Annotated in this window: 20 protein-coding genes; 15 read left to right on the top strand and 5 right to left on the bottom strand. The window is 68.9% G+C overall.

Going from position 1 to position 19,263, the window contains the following annotated elements; genetic code table 11:
- Window positions 1-16 precede the first annotated feature (16 nt).
- The 3 genes from A5694_RS19690 to A5694_RS19680 are packed head-to-tail and all read right to left on the bottom strand — an operon-like array spanning window position 17 to window position 1,942.
- A complete protein-coding gene (locus A5694_RS19690; RefSeq protein WP_064923994.1) occupies window positions 17-631 on the bottom strand; it encodes a TetR/AcrR family transcriptional regulator in 615 nt (204 codons plus the stop codon).
- A 4-nt stretch (window positions 632-635) separates the two neighbouring features.
- Window positions 636-869 carry a hypothetical protein gene (locus tag A5694_RS19685; protein ID WP_064923993.1) on the bottom strand — a complete coding sequence of 78 codons (234 nt, stop codon included), beginning with the start codon at window positions 867-869 and terminating at the stop codon, window positions 636-638.
- On the bottom strand, window positions 866-1,942 hold the full coding sequence (locus A5694_RS19680) for an oxygenase MpaB family protein (RefSeq protein WP_064923992.1): 1,077 nt from the start codon (window positions 1,940-1,942) through the stop codon (window positions 866-868). Before A5694_RS19680 ends, A5694_RS19685 begins: the two co-directional genes overlap by 4 nt.
- Before the next feature lie 169 nt (window positions 1,943-2,111).
- Between A5694_RS19680 and A5694_RS19675 the strand changes: the two genes are divergently transcribed.
- The 15 genes from A5694_RS19675 (at window position 2,112) to A5694_RS19605 (ending at window position 17,899) form a co-directional block, all read left to right on the top strand.
- Entirely contained in the window at window positions 2,112-2,951 is an 840-nt protein-coding gene (locus tag A5694_RS19675; RefSeq protein WP_064924050.1) for an AraC family transcriptional regulator, read from the top strand.
- Window positions 2,932-3,306, top strand: a complete 375-nt coding sequence (locus A5694_RS19670) for a VOC family protein (RefSeq protein WP_234786428.1) — start codon at window positions 2,932-2,934, stop codon at window positions 3,304-3,306. Before A5694_RS19675 ends, A5694_RS19670 begins: the two co-directional genes overlap by 20 nt.
- A gap of 19 nt (window positions 3,307-3,325) precedes the next feature.
- Window positions 3,326-4,507 carry a 1-deoxy-D-xylulose-5-phosphate reductoisomerase gene (gene dxr / locus A5694_RS19665; protein WP_109535767.1) on the top strand — a complete coding sequence of 394 codons (1,182 nt, stop codon included), beginning with the start codon at window positions 3,326-3,328 and terminating at the stop codon, window positions 4,505-4,507.
- Window positions 4,504-5,721 carry a M50 family metallopeptidase gene (locus tag A5694_RS19660; protein WP_064923989.1) on the top strand — a complete coding sequence of 406 codons (1,218 nt, stop codon included), beginning with the start codon at window positions 4,504-4,506 and terminating at the stop codon, window positions 5,719-5,721. The genes dxr and A5694_RS19660 overlap by 4 nt, the downstream gene beginning before the upstream one ends.
- A 13-nt stretch (window positions 5,722-5,734) precedes the next feature.
- Window positions 5,735-6,886 (top strand): flavodoxin-dependent (E)-4-hydroxy-3-methylbut-2-enyl-diphosphate synthase, encoded by a 1,152-nt coding sequence (ispG, locus tag A5694_RS19655; protein ID WP_064923988.1) that lies wholly within the window; start codon window positions 5,735-5,737, stop codon window positions 6,884-6,886.
- A 27-nt stretch (window positions 6,887-6,913) separates the two neighbouring features.
- Window positions 6,914-7,765, top strand: coding sequence for a GNAT family N-acetyltransferase (locus tag A5694_RS19650; RefSeq protein WP_064923987.1), 852 nt, complete (start codon window positions 6,914-6,916; stop codon window positions 7,763-7,765).
- A gap of 54 nt (window positions 7,766-7,819) precedes the next feature.
- A complete protein-coding gene (locus tag A5694_RS19645; RefSeq protein WP_064923986.1) occupies window positions 7,820-9,622 on the top strand; it encodes a penicillin-binding transpeptidase domain-containing protein in 1,803 nt (600 codons plus the stop codon).
- A 37-nt stretch (window positions 9,623-9,659) separates the two neighbouring features.
- Window positions 9,660-10,253 (top strand): DUF1707 SHOCT-like domain-containing protein, encoded by a 594-nt coding sequence (locus tag A5694_RS19640; RefSeq protein WP_064923985.1) that lies wholly within the window; start codon window positions 9,660-9,662, stop codon window positions 10,251-10,253.
- A gap of 20 nt (window positions 10,254-10,273) precedes the next feature.
- On the top strand, window positions 10,274-11,131 hold the full coding sequence (gene map / locus A5694_RS19635) for a type I methionyl aminopeptidase (RefSeq protein WP_064923984.1): 858 nt from the start codon (window positions 10,274-10,276) through the stop codon (window positions 11,129-11,131).
- Between the two features lie 82 nt (window positions 11,132-11,213).
- Complete coding sequence (locus A5694_RS19630) at window positions 11,214-11,777, top strand: alpha/beta fold hydrolase (RefSeq protein WP_064923983.1); 564 nt, start codon at window positions 11,214-11,216, stop codon at window positions 11,775-11,777.
- A gap of 92 nt (window positions 11,778-11,869) precedes the next feature.
- Window positions 11,870-13,609 carry an AMP-binding protein gene (locus tag A5694_RS19625; protein WP_064924049.1) on the top strand — a complete coding sequence of 580 codons (1,740 nt, stop codon included), beginning with the start codon at window positions 11,870-11,872 and terminating at the stop codon, window positions 13,607-13,609.
- A 63-nt stretch (window positions 13,610-13,672) separates the two neighbouring features.
- Window positions 13,673-15,037, top strand: coding sequence for a glutamine synthetase family protein (locus A5694_RS19620; RefSeq protein WP_064923982.1), 1,365 nt, complete (start codon window positions 13,673-13,675; stop codon window positions 15,035-15,037).
- Between the two features lie 13 nt (window positions 15,038-15,050).
- The gene (locus tag A5694_RS19615; protein WP_064923981.1) at window positions 15,051-15,764 is read left to right on the top strand and encodes a gamma-glutamyl-gamma-aminobutyrate hydrolase family protein; all 714 of its coding nucleotides are present in this window, start codon (window positions 15,051-15,053) and stop codon (window positions 15,762-15,764) included.
- Complete coding sequence (locus A5694_RS19610; RefSeq protein WP_064923980.1) at window positions 15,761-17,122, top strand: aldehyde dehydrogenase family protein; 1,362 nt, start codon at window positions 15,761-15,763, stop codon at window positions 17,120-17,122. The genes A5694_RS19615 and A5694_RS19610 overlap by 4 nt, the downstream gene beginning before the upstream one ends.
- Window positions 17,123-17,899 (top strand): 3-oxoacyl-ACP reductase, encoded by a 777-nt coding sequence (locus A5694_RS19605; RefSeq protein ID WP_064923979.1) that lies wholly within the window; start codon window positions 17,123-17,125, stop codon window positions 17,897-17,899.
- Between the two features lie 4 nt (window positions 17,900-17,903).
- On the opposite strand, the gene A5694_RS19600 is transcribed toward A5694_RS19605, so the two are convergent.
- Together A5694_RS19600 and A5694_RS19595 are read right to left on the bottom strand one after the other, a co-directional pair.
- Window positions 17,904-18,575 carry a hypothetical protein gene (locus A5694_RS19600; RefSeq protein ID WP_064923978.1) on the bottom strand — a complete coding sequence of 224 codons (672 nt, stop codon included), beginning with the start codon at window positions 18,573-18,575 and terminating at the stop codon, window positions 17,904-17,906.
- 34 nt (window positions 18,576-18,609) lie between these two features.
- Window positions 18,610-19,263: HNH endonuclease signature motif containing protein (locus A5694_RS19595; protein WP_131809621.1), on the bottom strand; the 654-nt coding region annotated here is incomplete at its 5' end.

Raw genomic sequence — 19,263 nt, 5'->3', positions numbered from 1 at the left:
CATTCTGGCATACCGCCTAGATCGCAAACGTCCGGTAGGCGGCGCGGCCGACGATCTCGGCCAGGCTTTCGGGCGTCCACTGCTGCTCGGCATCGAGCAACATGCGGGCGGCGGCTTCACCGATGGCCAGGAACACCTCGGTGAGCGCGGCCAGCGTGCGCTCGGACTGTGCGCGCTGTTTCAGCAGCGGCCGCATCACCGTGGCGACCCGCTCGGTGAGCCGGGCCCGGCCCGAGACGACGGCGGCCGCCAGCACCGGGTCCTGGTCGGCGGTGAAGATGATCCGCCACGACGCCGGGCGCTCACGCACGGTGGACAGGAACGCGCAGAAGCCCGCGACGAACCGGTCCTCGACACTGCCGGCCCGCTGCGGCGGCAACTCGGCGAGCAGGCTGGTGAGCATCAGCTCGGTCTCCCGGTCGAGCAGTGCGGCCAGCACCTCGCCGCGGCCGTCGTAACAGGCGTACACCACCGGGCGGGTGACCCCGATGCGCTCGGCGATGGCCGCCATGGTCACCCCCGCGACGCCGTGGTCCGCCGCGATCTGCAAGGCGGCGTCGAGCACCTGCGGGCGACGGCGCTGTGGACCGAGATGCTCGGCGCGGGACCGGTTGGCGGCGGGTTCCGGCACCGGTTCAGCGTAGTTGGATATCGGCGATGATCAGTACCGGCCAGGCGACGATCTCGCCGAGAACGGAGAACACCTTGTCGGCGCCGCGGACCTCGCCCAGGTGCTGGTAATGGCTGCCGGCCCAGAACACTCCAATCACCAGGTAGACGCCGAGCAGCACCCATCCCAGGACGGCCAGGTAGAACAGCTGGCGGATGCTCAGCCGGCGGTCCAGCAGCTGCTGCAGCTCGCCGGTCATCGGATGCTTCCCAGGATCGGCTGGGACTCGATGAGCCCCTCATCGCTGGGTGCCAACCCTTCACCGAAGACCCGGTTGGCCTGCTTGGCCCGGAAGTCCAGGTGGGCCTGCGCCGGCACGGCGTAGCCGAAACGCTGTTGGGCCTCGCGCGGTGTCGTGGTGACCGGGTCGAGCGGCCGGATCGAACGCAGCACCCGGGTGCCGATCGGCAGCGTCATCGGTGAGATCAGCCGCAGCAGCATCAACTGCACGCGCGGGCTCAGGCTCAGCAAGGTGAACGCGGCACTGAGCGGGGGCACGATCAGCGCGTCGAGCAGCCGCGAGGTGCCCACCCCGCCCAGCCGGCGCATCCAGCGCGGCATGGTCGCCAGCGTGCCGCGGCGCAGGAACGCGGTGATGACCAGCGTGGCCGGCCACAGCAACCGCGGCAGCGACGGCGGCAGGATCACCTCGGCGTGCAGCAGGTGGGCCATCGCGCGCCGGGCGATGTCGGAGTTGATCAGCTGCGGGCGCATCTGCTCGAAGTACGCGCGGATGCCTTCCCGGGTGCGCGGCACGTCGGCCGGGTCGAGGGTCTGCAACTCGGCCGCCTTGGCGCAGTCGGCCCAGTAGGCCGCTTCCTCGTCGGCCGAGAGCGGGCCGGGCCCGTACTTCTCATAGGCGTACAGGATCGAGTGCCAGGCGGTGAGATGGATCCACAGCTGGGCGGCGGGGTCGTTGGCGTCGTAGTGCGCACCGGTGACCGGGTCGACGCCGATGGCCTTGGAGTGGATCCGCACCAGCATGTCGGCGGCCTCGACGGTGGTGCGGCTTTCGCCGAAGGCCACCATCGCGAAATAGCGCAGGGTGCGGTCGTAGCGGGTCCGCGGCCGGTCGTAGATCGCCTGGGTGTGGTCGACGGAGGCGACCAGCCCGGGGTCGAGCTCCTCGATGACCACGGCGCGCTGGAAACCGATCGACAGTGAGGTCGGGTAGCTCCACACCTTCCAGGTCACCGAGTCGGGGCCGAAGAATCCGTAATCCTCGGCGGGCTCGGCATCGGGCAGGGACAGCCATTGGCGCAGGGTGCTCACTTCGTCCGCCTTTCAGATTTCCTACAGTGTGTAGGATTCTGCATCGGGTGGGATGAGCCGTCAAGGGCCGGGTTACGGCGCTACGGTGGGCGCCATGGCCGCTGATGCCGCGCCGCAGATCTGGGATTTCGTGGTGGCTCCGCCGCGCTCCGCGCCGGGCGTGACGTCGATGGTGGGCTACCGCGCGCTCGACGTCCCCGACACGGTGCACCGGGGGCTGCCCTCGTCGACCTTGACCTTCATCGTCAGCCTGGACGACGGCGTGGAGGCCGCCGACACCGCGGAGGCCCTGCCGGCGGCCCGGCCGCATCCGGTCATTCTCGGCGGCCTGCACCTGCAGGCCAGCCACGTGCGCCAGCGTCGCGGCCAAGCGGGCATCCAGGTCGCCCTGCATCCGTTGGCCGCGCGGTCGGTGTTCGGCGTGCCGGCCGCGGAGCTGAGTGTGACCGACTTCGACGCGCTGCCGATGCTCGGCCGCGGCGCGCAACAACTGCATGAGCGGGTCGCCGACACCCGCCACTGGTCGCAGGCGTTCGCCTTGCTGGCCGACTACTTGACGACGGGCAGCCGCGGGCGCCCCAGCGCCGTGCGGCCCGAGGTCGCCTACGCTTGGCATCTTCTCGAGCGCAGCCGGGGGCGGGCTTCGGTCACCGCGATCGCCCAGCGGGTCGGGCTGAGCCAACGGCATCTGACCACGCTGTTTAACCGCGAGGTGGGCCGCACCCCGAAGACCGTCGCGCTGCTGATGCGCTTCGAATACGCCACCGCCCGGATGGCGGATGCGGCGCGCCGACGCCGGCGGGTCGACCTCGCCGGTATTGCCGGTGACGCCGGCTACGCCGATCAGGCGCACCTGACCCGCGAGTTCGTGCGGTTCGCCGGGGTGCCGCCGGGGATCTGGCTGTCCGAGGAGTTCCGGAACATTCAAGACGGTGGCCACCCGGTGCGCTCAGAGTGGTGCCATGACAACTTCGAATCCGACTGTTTGGTTGACACTGCAAGCGCATGACGCGCCGGGGCTCATCGACTACTACGTCGAGACGTTCGGCTTCGTCGTGACGGCCCGACACGGCGTCGACGGCGGCACCATCGAACACGCCGAGCTGGTCTGGCCCGAAGGCTGCGGCGGCATCATGCTCGGCAGTCACAAGCCCGGCAAGGTGTGGTGCCGCGAACCGGGCACTGCGGGCGGCTACGTCGTCACCAGCGACCCAGACCGGTTGTACGAACGCGTGCTGCAACACCAGGCCGAGGTGGTGCAGCCCCTGCGCGACACCGATTACGGGGCCCGCGAGTTCACCGTCCGCGACCCGGAGGGCAACTTGTGGAGCTTCGGTGACTACAGCGGGGAACCGCCGAGCTGATCTCGGGCACAATGGGCAGGTGAGTGTGTCTGCGGCGGGCCGCACCAGAGTTCTGCTGTTGGGCTCGACCGGTTCGATCGGCACCCAGGCGCTGCAGGTCATCGCCGCCAACCCGGACCGCTTCGAGCTGGTCGGGCTGGCCGCCGGCGGCGGCCACCCGGAACTGCTGGCCGCCCAGCGCGCCGAGACCGGCGTCACCGATATCGCTGTTGCCGACCCACGGGCCGGCGAAGCGCTCGGCGCCCCCTACCGCGGACCCGACGCCGTCACCCGGCTGGTGCAAGAGACCGAAGCCGACGTGGTGCTCAACGCCCTGGTCGGTGCCCTCGGACTGCGGCCCACCCTGGCCGCGCTGGCGACCGGGGCCCGGCTGGCCCTGGCCAACAAGGAATCCCTGATCGCCGGCGGGCCGCTGGTGCTGGCAGCCGCCGCGCCGGGCCAGATCGTGCCGGTGGACTCCGAACACTCCGCGATCGCGCAGTGCCTGCGGGGCGGCACACCCGACGAGGTCGCCAAGATCGTGCTGACCGCCTCCGGCGGACCCTTCCGGGGCTGGTCGGCGTCCGAGCTGGCGCACGTTACCCCCGAACAGGCCGGCGCCCACCCGACCTGGTCGATGGGGCCGATGAACACGCTGAACTCGGCGTCGCTGGTGAACAAGGGGCTCGAGCTCATCGAGACCCACCTGCTGTTCGGTGTGCCCTACGACCGCATCGACGTCGTGGTGCACCCGCAGTCGATCGTGCACTCCATGGTCACCTTCACCGACGGCTCGACGATCGCCCAGGCCAGCCCGCCGGACATGCGCCTGCCGATCGCGCTGGCGCTGGGCTGGCCGGCCCGGGTGCCCGGCGCGGCTGCGGCCTGCGACTTCACCTCGGCGTCCAGCTGGGAATTCGAGCCGCTGGACGATGCGGTTTTCCCGGCGGTTCAGCTGGCCCGCCACGCCGGTCAGACCGGCGGCTGCATGACCGCGGTCTACAACGCGGCTAATGAAGAAGCGGCGGCGGCCTTTCTGGCCGGGAGGCTCAGATTTCCCGCCATCGTCGACACCATCGCCGAGGTGCTGGCCGCGGCCGACCAGTGGGCCGCCCAACCCGCTACCGTGGACGACGTACTCGATGCGCAGCGCTGGGCCCGGGAGCGGGCAGCCCGTGTCGTCGAGGCGATAGCGATGAGAAAGGTCGGAAGCACCCGATGATGTTCGCGGTCGGCATCGCGCTGTTCGCGCTGGCCATCCTGGTGTCGGTGGCGCTGCATGAATGCGGCCACATGTGGGTGGCCCGGGCCACCGGCATGAAGGTGCGGCGTTACTTCGTCGGCTTCGGCACCACCTTGTGGTCCACGCGCCGCGGCGAGACCGAATACGGCCTCAAGGCGATCCCGGCCGGTGGCTTCTGTGATATCGCCGGCATGACCGCGGTGGAGGAACTGGCGCCCGACGAGGTCGACCGCGCCATGTACAAGCAGAAGACCTGGAAGCGGGTGGCGGTGCTGTTCGCCGGGCCCGGGATGAACTTCATCATCGGCCTGGTGCTGGTCTACACCATCGCGGTGATCTGGGGGCTGCCCAACCTGCACGCGCCGACCACCGCCGTCATCGGCGAAACGGCTTGTGTGGCACCGGAAGTCGTCAAAGGCGAGCTGGGAACCTGCTCGGGTCCCGGCCCGGCCGCGCTGGCCGGCATCCAGTCCGGCGACGTGGTGGTCAAAGTCGGTGACACGCCGGTGTCGACCTTCGAGGAGATGGCTGCGGCCGTGCGCAAACAGCACGGGGTGACGCCGATCGTCGTCGAGCGCGACGGCGCCACCCTCACCAAGTACGTCGACGTGACTCCCACGCAGCGCTGGATCGCCGACGGCCCCGACCGTGAGGCCGTCCCCAGCACCGTCGGCGCCATCGGCGTCGGCGCCGCCCAATTCGGACCGACCCAGTACAACCCGGTCACCGCGGTGCCGGCCACGTTCGCCTTCAGCGGTGACCTGTCGGTGCTGCTGGGCAAGTCGCTGGCCAACATCCCGTCCAAGGTCGGTGCGCTGATGCACGCGATCGGCAACCCGCACGGCGAGCGCGACCCGGAGACCCCGATCAGCGTGGTAGGCGCGTCGATCATCGGCGGCGACACCGTCGACCATGGGCTGTGGGTGGCGTTCTGGTTCTTCCTGGCGCAGCTGAACTTCATTCTCGGTGTGCTCAATCTGGTGCCGCTGCTGCCGTTCGATGGCGGGCATATCGCGATCGCGGTCTACGAGAAACTCCGCAACATGGTCCGGTCGGCCCGCGGGAAGGTCGCTGCTGCGCCGGTGAACTATCTCAAGCTGATGCCGGCCACCTACGTAGTCTTGGTAGTGGTGGTCGGCTACATGCTGCTCACCGTGACCGCCGATTTGGTCAACCCCATCAGACTGTTTTGACAGGAGAGCCCTCATGAGCGTCGGCCTAGGTATGCCGGCGGTGCCGGCGCCCACCTTGGCGCCGCGCCGTAAGACGCGCCAGCTGATGGTCGGCGGCGTCGGGGTGGGCAGCGACCACCCGATCGCGGTGCAGTCGATGTGCACCACCAAAACCCACGACGTCAACGCGACTCTGCAACAGATCGCGGAGCTGACCGCCTCCGGCTGCGACATCGTGCGGGTGGCCTGCCCGCGTCAGGAAGACGCCGATGCGCTGGCCGAGATCGCCCGCAAGAGCAAGCTGCCGGTAATCGCCGACATCCACTTCCAGCCGAAGTACATCTTCGCCGCGATCGATGCCGGATGTGCCGCGGTCCGGGTGAACCCGGGCAACATCAAGGAATTCGACGGCCGGGTCGGCGAAGTCGCCAAGGCGGCCGGCGCCGCCGGTATCCCGATCCGGATCGGCGTCAACGCCGGTTCGTTGGATCAGCGGTTCTTGGCCAAGTACGGCAAAGCCACCCCCGAGGCGTTGGTGGAGTCGGCGCTGTGGGAAGCGTCGCTGTTCGAGGAACACGGCTTCGGCGACATCAAGATCAGCGTCAAGCACAACGACCCGGTCGTGATGGTGGCCGCCTACGAGCAACTGGCCGAGCGCTGTGACTACCCGCTGCACCTGGGCGTCACCGAAGCCGGCCCGGCGTTCCAGGGCACCATCAAGTCCGCTGTGGCGTTCGGTGCGCTGCTCTCCCGCGGCATCGGCGACACCATCCGGGTCTCGCTGTCGGCGCCGCCGGTGGAAGAGGTCAAGGTCGGCAACCAGATCCTGGAGTCGCTCAACCTGCGTCCGCGGGGCCTGGAGATCGTGTCGTGTCCGTCGTGCGGCCGGGCGCAGGTCGATGTCTACACGCTGGCCAACGAGGTCACCGCCGGGTTGGAGGGCATCGACGTCCCACTGCGGGTCGCGGTGATGGGTTGTGTGGTCAACGGTCCCGGTGAGGCGCGCGAGGCGGATCTGGGCGTGGCGTCCGGCAACGGCAAGGGTCAGATCTTCGTCAAGGGCGAGGTGATCAAGACGGTTCCGGAGGCGCAGATCGTGGAAACCCTGATCGAGGAGGCGCTGCGGCTCGCATCAGAAATGGGCGAGGGATCCCCCGGCGGTTCACCGACCGTCGCCGTAAGCTGAACGCACCAGTACGCGGAAGGAGTCACGATGTCGGCTCCGCCGGATTTCCGTCTCGATCAGCGACGGGTGTCGGTCGTCCGCGATGCCGCGGCGGTCTGGCGGGTGCTCGATGCGGATCCGGTCGGCTCCTGCATGGTGGCCGCGCGGGTCGCCGACCACGGTGTCGACCCCCGCTCGATCGGCGGTGAGCTGTGGACGCGCGGCGGCGCGGACGAGTCGCTGTGCTACGCCGGGGCGAATCTGATCCCGCTGCGCGGGGCGCCGGCCGACCTGACCGCCTTCGCCGACAAGGCGGTCAGCTCCATCCGCCGCTGTTCGTCGCTGGTCGGCCGGGCCGAGTACGTGCTGCCGATGTGGCAGCGCCTCGCCGACGTCTGGGGCCCCGCGCGTGACGTGCGGGAGAGCCAGCCGCTGATGGCGCTGAGCACCATGCCGGGCTGCCCGATAGATCCCGAGGTGCGCCAGGTGCGCCCGGACGAGCTCGACGCCTACCTGGTGGCGGCCGTCGACATGTTCATCGGCGAGGTCGGGGTGGATCCGCGGGTCGGTGACGGCGGCCGGGCCTACCGCCGGCGGGTGGCCAACCTGATCGCGGCGGGCCGAGCCTGGGCCCGTTTCGAGCGCGGTGAGGTGGTGTTCAAGGCCGAAGTGGGTTCGCAGTCGCCGACGGTCGGCCAGATCCAGGGTGTCTGGGTGCATCCGGAACGACGGGGGCGCGGGCTGGGCTCCGGTGGCACTGCGATGCTGGCCGCGGTGATCGTCGGCACCGGGCGGATCGCCAGCCTGTACGTCAACGATTTCAATGCGGTGGCGCGCGCCGCCTACGAGCGGGTGGGCTTCACCCAGGCCGGAACGTTCGCCACGGTGCTGCTGGACTGAGCTCTCGGTGCGCCTCCGCGCGCCAACCGTGTCCATTTCGTAACATCAGCACCAATGGCAACAAAAACAACATCAGTATCGGCTGTGCTGTTGATGGTGCTCGCCCTGGCCGCCTGCACCCCCCGCCCGGACGGCCCGGCGCCCACCGCCGAGCGGTTCTTCGCCGCGCTGGCCACCGGCGACACGGCCGCCGCCGCCGAACTCAGCGACGACCCCTCCACGGCCCGCAGTGCCCTCAACGCCGCCTGGGCCGGATTGCAGGCCGAACACCTCGACGCGCAGGTACTGGGCGCGCGCTACAACGACGACACCGGGACGGTGTCCTACCGCTACACCTGGCAGCTGCCGAAGAACCGGACCTGGTCCTACGACGGCCAGCTCAAGATGGTGCGCAACGAAGGTCACTGGGCGGTCCGCTGGACGGCCACCGGCCTGTACCCCCGGCTGGGCGAGCACCAGACGTTCGCGCTGCGGGCCGACCCGCCGCGGCGGGCCTCGGTCAACGAGGCCGGCGGCACCGACGTGCTGGTGCCCGGCTACGTCTACCACTACGAGCTGGATGCCGGCCGGGCCGGGCAGAACCTGATGCGCACGGCGCGCGCGGTGGTCGAGGCGCTGCGGCCGTTCGACGACACCCTGGGCGACCCGCAGTGGCTGGCCGAACAGGCCAGCTCCTCGATCACCCCCCTGGACCTGATCACGCTGCGCAAGAACGACCACGACCGTGTCGAAGCCGCCATCGCCCACCTGCCCGGGGTGGTGATCACCCCGCGTCCGGATCTGCTGCCCACCGATGACCGTTTCGCCCCGGCGCTCATCGGCGAGGTGAAGAAGGCCGTCGCGGCGCAACTCGAGGGCGAGGCGGGCTGGCGCGTCGTGAGCGTCAATCAGAACGGTGTCGACGTCGCGGTGCTGCATGAGGTCGACCCGTCGCCGGCGCCGTCGCTGACCATCAGCCTGGACCGATCGGTGCAGCGCGCCGCTCAGAACGCGGTCAACACCCGCGGTGACAAGGCGATGATGGTGGTGATCAAGCCATCGACCGGCGAGCTGCTCGCGGTTGCCCAGAATGCTGCCGCCGACGCCGACGGGCTGGTCGCCACCACCGGCCTGTACCCGCCGGGGTCGACGTTCAAGATGGTCACCGCCGGCGCGGCGATCGAACGCGACATGGCCTCCCCGAATTCGATGGTGGGCTGTCCCGGCGAACTCGACATCGGCCAGCGCACCATTCCCAACTACGGCGGGTTCGACCTCGGCCTGGTGTCGATGTCGCGGGCCTTTGCCAACTCGTGCAACACCACTTTCGCCGAACTGGCCAGCCGGATGCCGCCGCGGGCGCTGTCGCAGGCCGCCAGCCGCTACGGGATCGGGGTGGACTACCTGGTGGACGGCATCACCACGGTCACCGGTTCGGTGCCGCCGACGGTGGATCTGGCCGAACGCACCGAGGACGGATTCGGGCAGGGCAAGGTGCTGGCCAGCCCGTTCGGTGTCGCGCTGGCCGCGGCGACGGTGGCCGCCGGCAAGACCCCGGTGCCCCGGTTGATCCAGGGACGGCCCACCGCGGTCAACGGCCCGGAGGCTCCTCCGGTGAGCAAGGAGATGCTCGACGGTCTGCGTCAGATGATGCGCCTGGTGGTCACCGACGGCACCGCGCGCGACATCGCCGGCTGCGGGCCGGTGTTCGGTAAGACCGGTGAGGCCGAATTCGCCGGCGGATCGCATTCCTGGTTCGCCGGCTACCGCGGCGACATGGCATTCGCCGCGCTGATCGTCGGCGGCGGCAGCTCGCAGTACGCGGTGCGGATGACCAAGGTGATGTTCGATTCGCTGCCGGACAACTTCCTGCTCTAAAGGCGCGCCCCCGCCGGCAGCGGTAAGTTGAGATGCCATGACCGGCATTGATGACGACGTGGCGGCGGTGCTGCGCATCTCGGATGCGGACCGCAACGGCACGCTGCGCCGCCTGCACAATGCGGTCTCCCTCGGGCTGATCGACATCGGCGAATTCGAGGAACGGGCGGCGCAGGTGTCGCAGGCCAGGCTGCGCTCCGAGCTCGACACGCTGATCGGGGACCTGCCCGGGCCGCGCGCCATCGTCACCTCGGCGGCCGACCGGGTCGAACTGCGCGGCTGGGCCGGCTCGCTCAAGCGGCACGGCGAATGGATCGTGCCGACCCGGCTGGCGTTGGTGCGGCGCCTGGGGTCTGTCGACCTCGACCTCACCAGGGCGCGTTTCGCCGGGCCGGTGGTCGTCATGGAACTGGATATGCGATTCGGCTCCGTCGGCATCCGGCTGCCCGACGGAGCGAGCGCCTCGATCGACGACGTCGAGGTCTATGGCGGCAGCGCCAAAGACCACCGCAAGGACGCCCCCGCCGAGGGCACACCGCATGTCGTGCTGGCCGGACGCGTGGTGTGCGGGTCGGTGGACATCCGGGGCCCACGGCGGCCCTGGCTCAGCCGGCAGCGGCTGCGCCGCTAGCGGGCCGTTAAGCTGGCGTAATGCCCGTTCGTGCCCCGCTTTCTCCCGGTGTGGTGTCTCCGACGCTGCCGGTGCCCCGCTCGATCCCGCGCCCGGAGTACGTCGGCCGCTCCACCGCCGCCGAGGGCAGCGAGCCGTGGGTGCAGACCCCTGAGGTGATCGAGAAGATGCGGGTCGCGGGCCGGATCGCGGCGGGCGCGCTGGCCGAGGCGGGCAAGGCCGTCGCCCCGGGGGTTACCACCGATGCCCTGGACCGCATCGCCCACGACTACATGGTCGACCACGGCGCCTACCCATCGACGTTGGGTTACAAGGGCTTTCCCAAGTCGTGCTGCACGTCGCTGAACGAGGTGATCTGCCACGGTATCCCGGACTCGACGGTGATCGCCGACGGTGACATCGTCAACATCGATGTCACCGCCTACATCGACGGCGTCCACGGCGACACCAACGCCACCTTTCTGGCCGGGGACGTTTCCGAGGAACACCGGCTGCTCGTGGAGCGCACCCGGGAGGCGACGATGCGCGCGATCAAGGCGGTCAAGCCCGGCCGCGCGCTCTCGGTGATCGGTCGGGTCATCGAGGCCTACGCGAACCGATTCGGCTACAACGTGGTCCGTGACTTCACCGGGCACGGCATCGGCACGACGTTCCACAACGGGTTGGTGGTGCTGCATTACGACCAACCCGAGGTCGACACCGTCATCGAGCCGGGAATGACCTTCACCATCGAGCCGATGATCAACCTCGGCGGCCTGGACTACGAGATCTGGGACGACGACTGGACGGTGGTGACCAGCGACGGGCGCTGGTCCGCTCAGTTCGAGCACACCCTGGTGGTCACCGACGAGGGCGCCGAGATCCTCACACTCGTGTGATTTCCCGGCTGTTTACTGTCGAGCTGCTGAGGACCTGCGAAAATCGCACCGATGCGGGCCCGCTGGCTGTAGCGTTGCGGAAATGCCTGGCACGATGATGACCATCGACGGGTTTCCGATCCCGGTCGATATCGCCGGCCCGCACACCGGGCCCGTCGTCGTCGTGCTCGCGGCCGCCCAACATCCGCTTACCTCGTACGACGCCGTCTGTCAGCGGCTGCACACCGCGTCGTTGCGCACCATCGTGATCGGCGCGGACCCGCGCCTGACGCCGAAGTCCGTGGTCGGAATCCTCGATTCGCTGGGAGTCCAGTGCGGCGTGCTCGTCGGTGACCGCACCGGTGGTGACAATGCCTGGGAGCTTGCGGCGACGCGCCCGGACCGCTTCACCGGCCTGGTGGTGCTTGACCGGGGACATCCGCGGGCGCCGGATCTGAACGGGGCGATCCGCGACGAACGCTGCCCACCGGTGGAGATCAACACGACCGTTCTGGTCAGTTCCCGGGCCTCGGCCTCGGTGGCCAGCGCCAGCCAGCGGTTCGTTTACGGCGACCACCGCCTGGTTATGCTGCCGGGGCGCCGCAGCGCGAGCGAGTTCACTGCGCAACTTGCGATGGAGATCGTGTTGCGGGCCAGTACCTGGTAGGGGTCGGCGGGAAGAGTATTTTCGGCATAGCCGAGCGTCATCGGGGGCGTCGGCTTCACAAAAATCGAATAATCATCCTTTGGGGGGTGCAAGTGTTGTCGTGGGGACATTCGATACCGGCACTGCTGCGTGAACGTGCTCAGCAGTGGCCGGACCGACCGGCGTACACCTTTATCGACTACGAGGTCGATCCAGCCGGCTACGCCGAGACACTGACCTGGTCACAGATCGCCCAGCGCACCGAGTCCATCGCCGTCGAGGTGGCCGCGGTGGCATCGCCGGGCGACCGTGTCGCGCTGCTCGCACCGCAGGGCCTGGAGTACATCGCCGGCTTCTTCGGTGCGATGGAAGCCGGCTGCATCGTGGTGCCGCTGCCGGTGCCGGCGTTCGGCAGCCACGATGAGCGGGTCACGGCGGCCCTCAAGGACTGTGCACCGGCAGCGGTGCTCACCACGTCGGCGGTCGTCGGCGACATTCAGGCGTGCATCGGTGCCCTGGGCGGAAACCCGCCGGCGATCATCGAGATGGATCTGCTCGACCTCGACTCGCCGGTGACCTGGAACGGGGCCGGGGCGCTGACCACCAAGACCGCGCTGCTGCAGTACACCTCCGGCTCGACCGGCTCGCCGCGCGGCGTCGTCGTCTCGCACCGCAACGTCTTCGCCAACATCGAGCAGGTGCTGGCCGATTACTTCGCCGACGAGGGGGGAGAGGCACCGGCCGACCTGACCCTGGTGTCGTGGCTGCCGTTCTACCACGACATGGGCCTGCTGCTCGGCGTCATGGGCGCCGTCACCCTGGGCCGCCAATCGGTGGTGATGAGCCCGATCGGCTTCCTGCAGAAACCGGCCCGCTGGATCCAGCAGCTGGCGATCAACCCCTGCTCGTTCACCGCCGGGCCGAACTTCGCCTTCGAGTTGGCCGCGCGCCGCACCACCGATGAGGACATGGCCGGTCTGGATCTCAGTGGCGTGCACACCATCTTGTCCGGCAGCGAACGCATCCACGCAGCGACCATCCGCCGGTTCACCGAGCGGTTCGCCCGTTTCAACCTGCCGGCCAATGTACTGGCGCCGTCTTACGGGCTGGCCGAAGCGATGGTCTACGTGGCTTCGGCGCCGCGCGCGAACCGGCCGGTGACCGTCCGGCTCGACTACGAGAAGCTGGTGGCCGGCACCGCAACAGCTGACCCCGCCGGCGCCGACCTGGTCAGCATCGGTGCCCCGCGCGCCTGCACGGTGCGCATCGTCGACCCCGAGACGCGTACCGAGCGGCCAGACGGTCAAGTCGGGGAGATCTGGATCCACGGGCCCAATGTCTCCAGCGGGTACTGGCACAACCCGGAGGCGACCGAGCGCACCTTCGGCGGGCGGCTCGACGTCCCGACCCCGGGCACACCGGCGCAGCCGTGGTTGCGCACCGGGGATTTGGGCGTCATCTACGACGGTGAGCTGCTGGTCGTCGGCCGCATCAAGGACCTGTTGATCGTCGACGGCCGCAACCACTACCCCGACGACATCGAAGCCACCGTGCAGGAACTCACCGGAGGCCGGGTCGCGGCGGTGCCGGTGACCGGGGACGGGCGCGAGCAGTTGGTCGTCATCGCCGAAATCAAGAGCCGGGGCACCCCGGATGAGGAAGCGCAGCGGATACAGACGCTGAAAAAGGATGTCGCCGCAGCCGTTTCGCGATCACACGGGGTACGGGTCGCCGATCTCGTGCTGGTCGCCCCCGGCTCACTGCCGATCACCACCAGCGGCAAGATCCGCCGATCGACGTGCGCCGACTGCTATCGGTCGCAGCAGTTCCGTCGGCTGGAGCCGATCGGCTGACGGCGGGCGGGTAGCCTGACAGCACTCAACGTCAGGGGGGACCGTCGTCGGTGAAGGAGCACAATGACCCGGCCCGCGATGCTGTCCCAAGTCGAACTGCAGCAGCTGGTCGGATGCGGCGAGATCGACACCGTGGTGGTGGCGCTCACCGACATGCAGGGCCGGCTGGTCGGTAAGCGGGTCGCGGCGCAGCACTTCCTCGACGAGGTCGCCGGGCACGGCGTGGAGTGCTGCAGCTACCTGCTGGCGGTCGACGTCGAGATGAACACCGTTCCCGGCTACCCGATCGCGGACTGGGGCACCGGGTACGGCGACCTGGTGCTGCGACCCGACTTCACGACGTTGCGGCGCATCCCGTGGCTGCCCGGCACCGCCCATGTGCTGGCCGACGCCTTCTGGCCGGACGGTAACCCGGTCACGGTGGCGCCCCGCCAGATCCTGGCGGGGCAGATCGCGCGGCTGGCCGAGCGCGGGCTGGTGGCTTACGCGGCAACCGAACTCGAGTTCCTGGTCTTCGACGACAGCTACCGGCAGGCGTGGGCTGGTGGTTATCGCGGCCTGACACCCGGGACGGACTACAACGCCGACTACGGCCTGGTCGCCGGTACCCGGTTGGAGCCGCTGCTGCGCGACATCCGCTTGGGCATGGCCGGTGCGGGCATGCGCTGCGAGGGCGTCAAGGGCGAGTGCCACACCGGCCAGCAGGAGATCACCTTCCGCTATGAGGAGGCGCTGGTCGCCTGCGACAACCACAGCGTCTACAAGAGCGGTGCCAAGGAGATCGCCGACCAACACGGCAAGAGCCTGACGTTCATGGCCAAATTCGACGAACGCGAAGGCAACAGCTGCCATGTGCACCTGTCGCTGCGCAGCAGCGAAGGCACCGCGGTGTTCGCCGATCCGGCTGCCCCGCACGGCATGTCGGCGTTGTTCCGCAGCTTTCTGGCCGGCGTGTTGGCCACCTTGGCGGAGCTGACGCTGTGCTACGCGCCGAACATCAACTCCTACAAACGATTCGTCGGCGGCAGTTTCGCTCCCACGGTGATCGGGTGGGGCCTGGATAATCGCACCTGCGCATTGCGGGTCGTCGGCCACGGTGATTCGCTGCGGGTGGAGTGCCGGGTACCCGGCGGCGACGTCAACCCCTACCTGGCGGTGGCGGCGCTGATCGCGGCGGGCCTGCACGGGATTGACAATGATCTGGAATTGCCCGACCCGGTCGACGGTGACGCCTACCGCGCCGGATTGCCGCACCTGCCCTCGACGCTGGCCGAGGCTGCCGAGGCGTTCGCCGAATCCACGGTGGCGCGCAAGGCGTTCGGCGATGACGTCGTCGCGCACTACCTGCACGGCGCGCGGGTGGAGTTGGACGCGTTCAACACCGCGGTGACGGACTGGGAAAGGGTCCGGGGTTTTGAACGGTTCTGAACCCGATCGCCCGGTGGTCGGCTTGACCACCTACCTGGACCGGGCGCAGACCGGTGTGTGGGATGTGCGCGCCGGCTTGCTGCCCGCCGATTACCTCGAGGGCATCACCGCCGCCGGCGGTATCGCGGTGCTGCTGCCGCCGCAGCCGGTGACGCCCGAGATCGCCGCACGGGTGCTCGACGGGGTTTGCGCCCTGGTGATCACCGGCGGCAGGGACCTGGACCCCTCCGGCTACGGCCAGGCCGCGCACGCCGAAACCGATCGGCCCGACCCGACGCGGGACGCCTGGGAGTTCGCACTGCTGGCCGAGGCGCTGCGGCGCGGGCTGCCGGTGCTGGGGATCTGCCGCGGTGCCCAGGTGCTCAATGTCGCATTCGGCGGGACGCTGCACCAGCATCTGCCCGACGTGCTCGGCAACGCCGGCCACCGGGCCGGCAACGGCGTGTTCACCCCGATGCCGGTGCGCACCGTGGCCGGTACCCGGCTGGCCGAGTTGATCGGCGAAACCTGCGTAGTGCAGTGCTACCACCACCAGGCGATCGCCGAGCTGGGTGACAAGCTGGTGGTCAGCGCGCGCGATGACGACGGTGTCATCGAGGCGATCGAGCTCCCCGGGGAGGATTTCGTGGTCGCGGTCCAATGGCATCCGGAGGCGTCACGCGAGGACCTGCGTTTGTTCACCGCGATCGTGGACGCGGCGCGCAACTATGCACAGGTGAACCGATGACCCACGACTTAGTCAACCCGGCCACCGGGAAGGTGTTCACCGCCGTCGAGCACCTCGACGCCGCCGCGGTCGACGACGCGGTGCGCCGAGCGCAGGCAGCGCAGAAGCGATGGGCGCGGCGCGCGCCGGCCGAGCGGGCGGCGGCGTTGCGGGCCTTCGCCGCGGTGGTCGACGCCCACGTCGAGGAGCTGGCCGCACTGGAGGTGACCAACGCCGGTCATCCGGTGGCGGCCGCCGAGTGGGAAGCCGGCCATGTCCGCGACGTGCTGCAGTTCTACGCGGCCAGCCCGGAACGGTTGTCGGGTCAACAGATACCGGTGGCCGGCGGGTTGGATGTGACCTTTCACGAGCCGCTCGGCGTGGTGGGGATCATCACCCCGTGGAACTTCCCGATGCCGATCGCCGCGTGGGGCTTCGCCCCGGCGTTGGCCGCCGGGAACGCGGTGTTGATCAAGCCCGCCGAGTGGACTCCGCTGACCACCCTGCGGCTGGGCGAGCTGGCCGTCGAATCCGGTTTGGAGCCGGACCTTGTGCAGGTGCTGCCCGGCCCGGGCGCGGTGGTGGGGGAGCGGCTGGTCACCCACCCGGAGGTGGCCAAGATCGTGTTCACCGGCTCCACCGTCACCGGCACCCGGGTGCTGGCCACCGCGGCGGCCGGGGTCAAGCGGGTCACGTTGGAGCTCGGCGGCAAGAGCGCCAACATCGTGTTCGCCGACTGCGACCTGGAGCGGGCGGCGGCGACGGCGCCCTACGGCGTGTTCGACAACGCCGGGCAGGACTGCTGCGCCCGCAGCCGGATCCTGGTGCAGCGCAACGTTTATGACCGTTTCATGGAGCTGCTGGAGCCCGCCGTGTCCGGTGTCGTCGTCGGCGACCCGACCTCGCGCGACACCGAGATGGGTCCGCTGGTGTCGCGGCCACACTGGGAGAAGGTGGCCTCGTATGTGCCCGATGACGCGCCGGTCGCCTTTCGTGGTCAGGCGCCGGACGGCCCTGGGTTCTGGTTCCCGCCGACAGTGCTGACCCCGGCGCCCACCGACCGTTGCGTCACCGAGGAGATCTTCGGCCCGGTGGTGACGGTATTGCCGTTCGAGGACGAAGCCGACGCCGTGGCGCTGGCCAACGACACGGTGTATGGGCTGTCGGGGTCGATCTGGACCGACGACCTCTCGAGGGCGCTTCGGGTGTCGCGGGCGGTGGAAGCCGGCAATCTGTCGGTGAATTCGCATTCCTCGGTCCGCTTCAACACCCCGTTCGGGGGCTTCAAACAATCGGGGCTGGGCCGCGAGCTGGGTCCGGATGCCCCCCTGGCCTTTACCGACACCAAGAACGTATTCATCGCAGTGAAGGAGATGTGAGTGACCGATCTGACCCAGCGCCTGGCCGGGCGGGTTGCCGTGGTGACCGGTGCGGGCGGCGGAATCGGCCTGGCGGCCGCCCGGCGCATGCACTCCGAGGGCGCCCGCATCGTGGTCGGCGACCTGGACCCGTCGGCGGGCGCCGCGATCGCCGATGAGTTGGACGGTCTGTTCGTGCCGGTCGACGTCTCCGATCAGACGCAGGTCGACGCGCTATTCGACACCGCGGCCGCGACGTTCGGCGCGGTCGACATCGCCTTCAACAACGCCGGTATCTCCCCGCCCGACGACGACCTGATCGAAAACACCGAACTGCCTGCCTGGCAACGGGTTCAGGACGTCAACTTGAAATCGGTGTACCTGTGCTGCCGGGCGGCACTGCGGCACATGACGCCGGCCGGGCGTGGCTCGATCATCAACACCGCGTCGTTCGTGGCGGTGATGGGCTCGGCGACATCGCAGATCTCCTACACCGCTTCCAAGGGCGGTGTGCTGGCCATGTCGCGGGAGCTCGGAGTGCAGTACGCCCGACAGGGAATCCGGGTTAACGCGCTGTGCCCCGGGCCGGTGAACACTCCTCTGCTGCAAGAGCTTTTCGCCGCCGACCCCGAACGGGCGGCGCGCCGGCTGGTGCACGTACCGGTGGGCCGCTTCGCCGAGCCGGAAGAGATCGCGGCCGCAGTGGCGTTTTTGGCCAGCGACGACGCATCGTTTATCACCGGCTCGACGTTTTTGGTGGACGGCGGGATCAGCTCGGCCTATGTGACCCCGCTGTAGGCGGTTAAGGCCCGTCGGCGTGCCGATGCTTGCGGCGGTGCCCGACTTGAGCGACGCATCTGTTGGCGGGACGCGCCACGGTCTCCCAACGCGGCGCCCACGTTTCGGGTTGCCGGAACCGGCAGGGGGTACGAAACTCAAACTCGTTCTCGCCGTTTCTCCGGTAGATCACCCGCATAAGCCAGGAGTTCATGTCCGCCACGAACCCTTTGCTTTCATATTCGCCGGTGCACAATGTGATTGATTCCCACATCATCCGCAGGCCAACCATCGCACTGCTGACATGCGACAGCTTCTCCTCGCTCCGGTTTCTGTCCACACGGCCGTAGGCCCACAGGATCGGGTCGGTACCACGTAGCGCCAGGTACGCATCGAAGTCGGTGCGCGGGTTATGACGTGTCCGCTGGAAGGTGATGGTGTTCGGGATGTCTGCTGAATCCGTCTCAATCATGTGTTCGTCGAACGTGACGCGCCACCATTCGTCCTGGCCTCCGACCTCTCCCCAGCCGCGAGCCGACGCCAGCAGGCTGGCCAGGTCATCGAGGCCGGGGACGGTGATGTCCTGGAGGCCGGGAACGAAGTCTTTCGCCGGAAATGCGGCGCGGCGTTTCGCGCCGGCAGCTACATACCGGAATTCTTCTGCGACGAAATCGGCGGTCAACGCCTCGGTCTTCATGCCTCCGGACGCTACGGCAGGCTACCGACAGTGACTAGGGCACGTCGTCGTCTTCGCTGTCGCGCAAGAGTTTTTCAGGGTGGTGGTAGTGGTTGGTGCGGGGTTGGCCGTGGTCGAGGTGTGGTGGTGGCAGGGTTTCGGTGGTGCCGTTGTGGAGTTTGCGGGTGGTCCAGCCGCCTGAGGTGAGCAGTTGGTGGTGGGGGCCGCAGCGCAGGCTGAGGGTGTCGATGTCGGTGCGCCCGGTTTTGGCGTAGTCGTTGTCGTGGTGGACTTCGCACAGGTAGCCGGGGATGGGGCAGCCCGGGTGGCTGCAGCCGCGTTCTTTGGCATACAGCACGATGCGCTGGGCTGGTGTGGCTAGGCGTTTGGTGTGAAACAGTGCCAGTTCTTTGGCGCCGTGGTAGATCCGCAGGTAGTGGTGGGCGTGGGAGGCCAGGGCGATCACGTCGCGCATGGGTAGCCAGCTGCCGCCGCCGGTATGGGCTTTGCCGGTGCCGGATTCCAGATCGGTCAGGGTGGTCGAGACGATGATGGTCGCGGGTAGTCCGTTGTGCTGGCCGAGGTCTGCGCTGGTCAGCAGGGCGCGGCCCATGGCGGTCAGGGCGTCGTGGTTGCGTTGGGCGGCGCTGCGCACATCGGCCTGGATCTGGGCTTGGCAGGGGGTGCCGCTGGTGCAGGGGGTGGGGGT

Source organism: Mycolicibacter sinensis (assembly GCF_001667945.1).
GTDB lineage: Bacteria > Actinomycetota > Actinomycetes > Mycobacteriales > Mycobacteriaceae > Mycobacterium > Mycobacterium sinense_B.
This window is presented reverse-complemented; position numbering and strand designations above follow the sequence as displayed.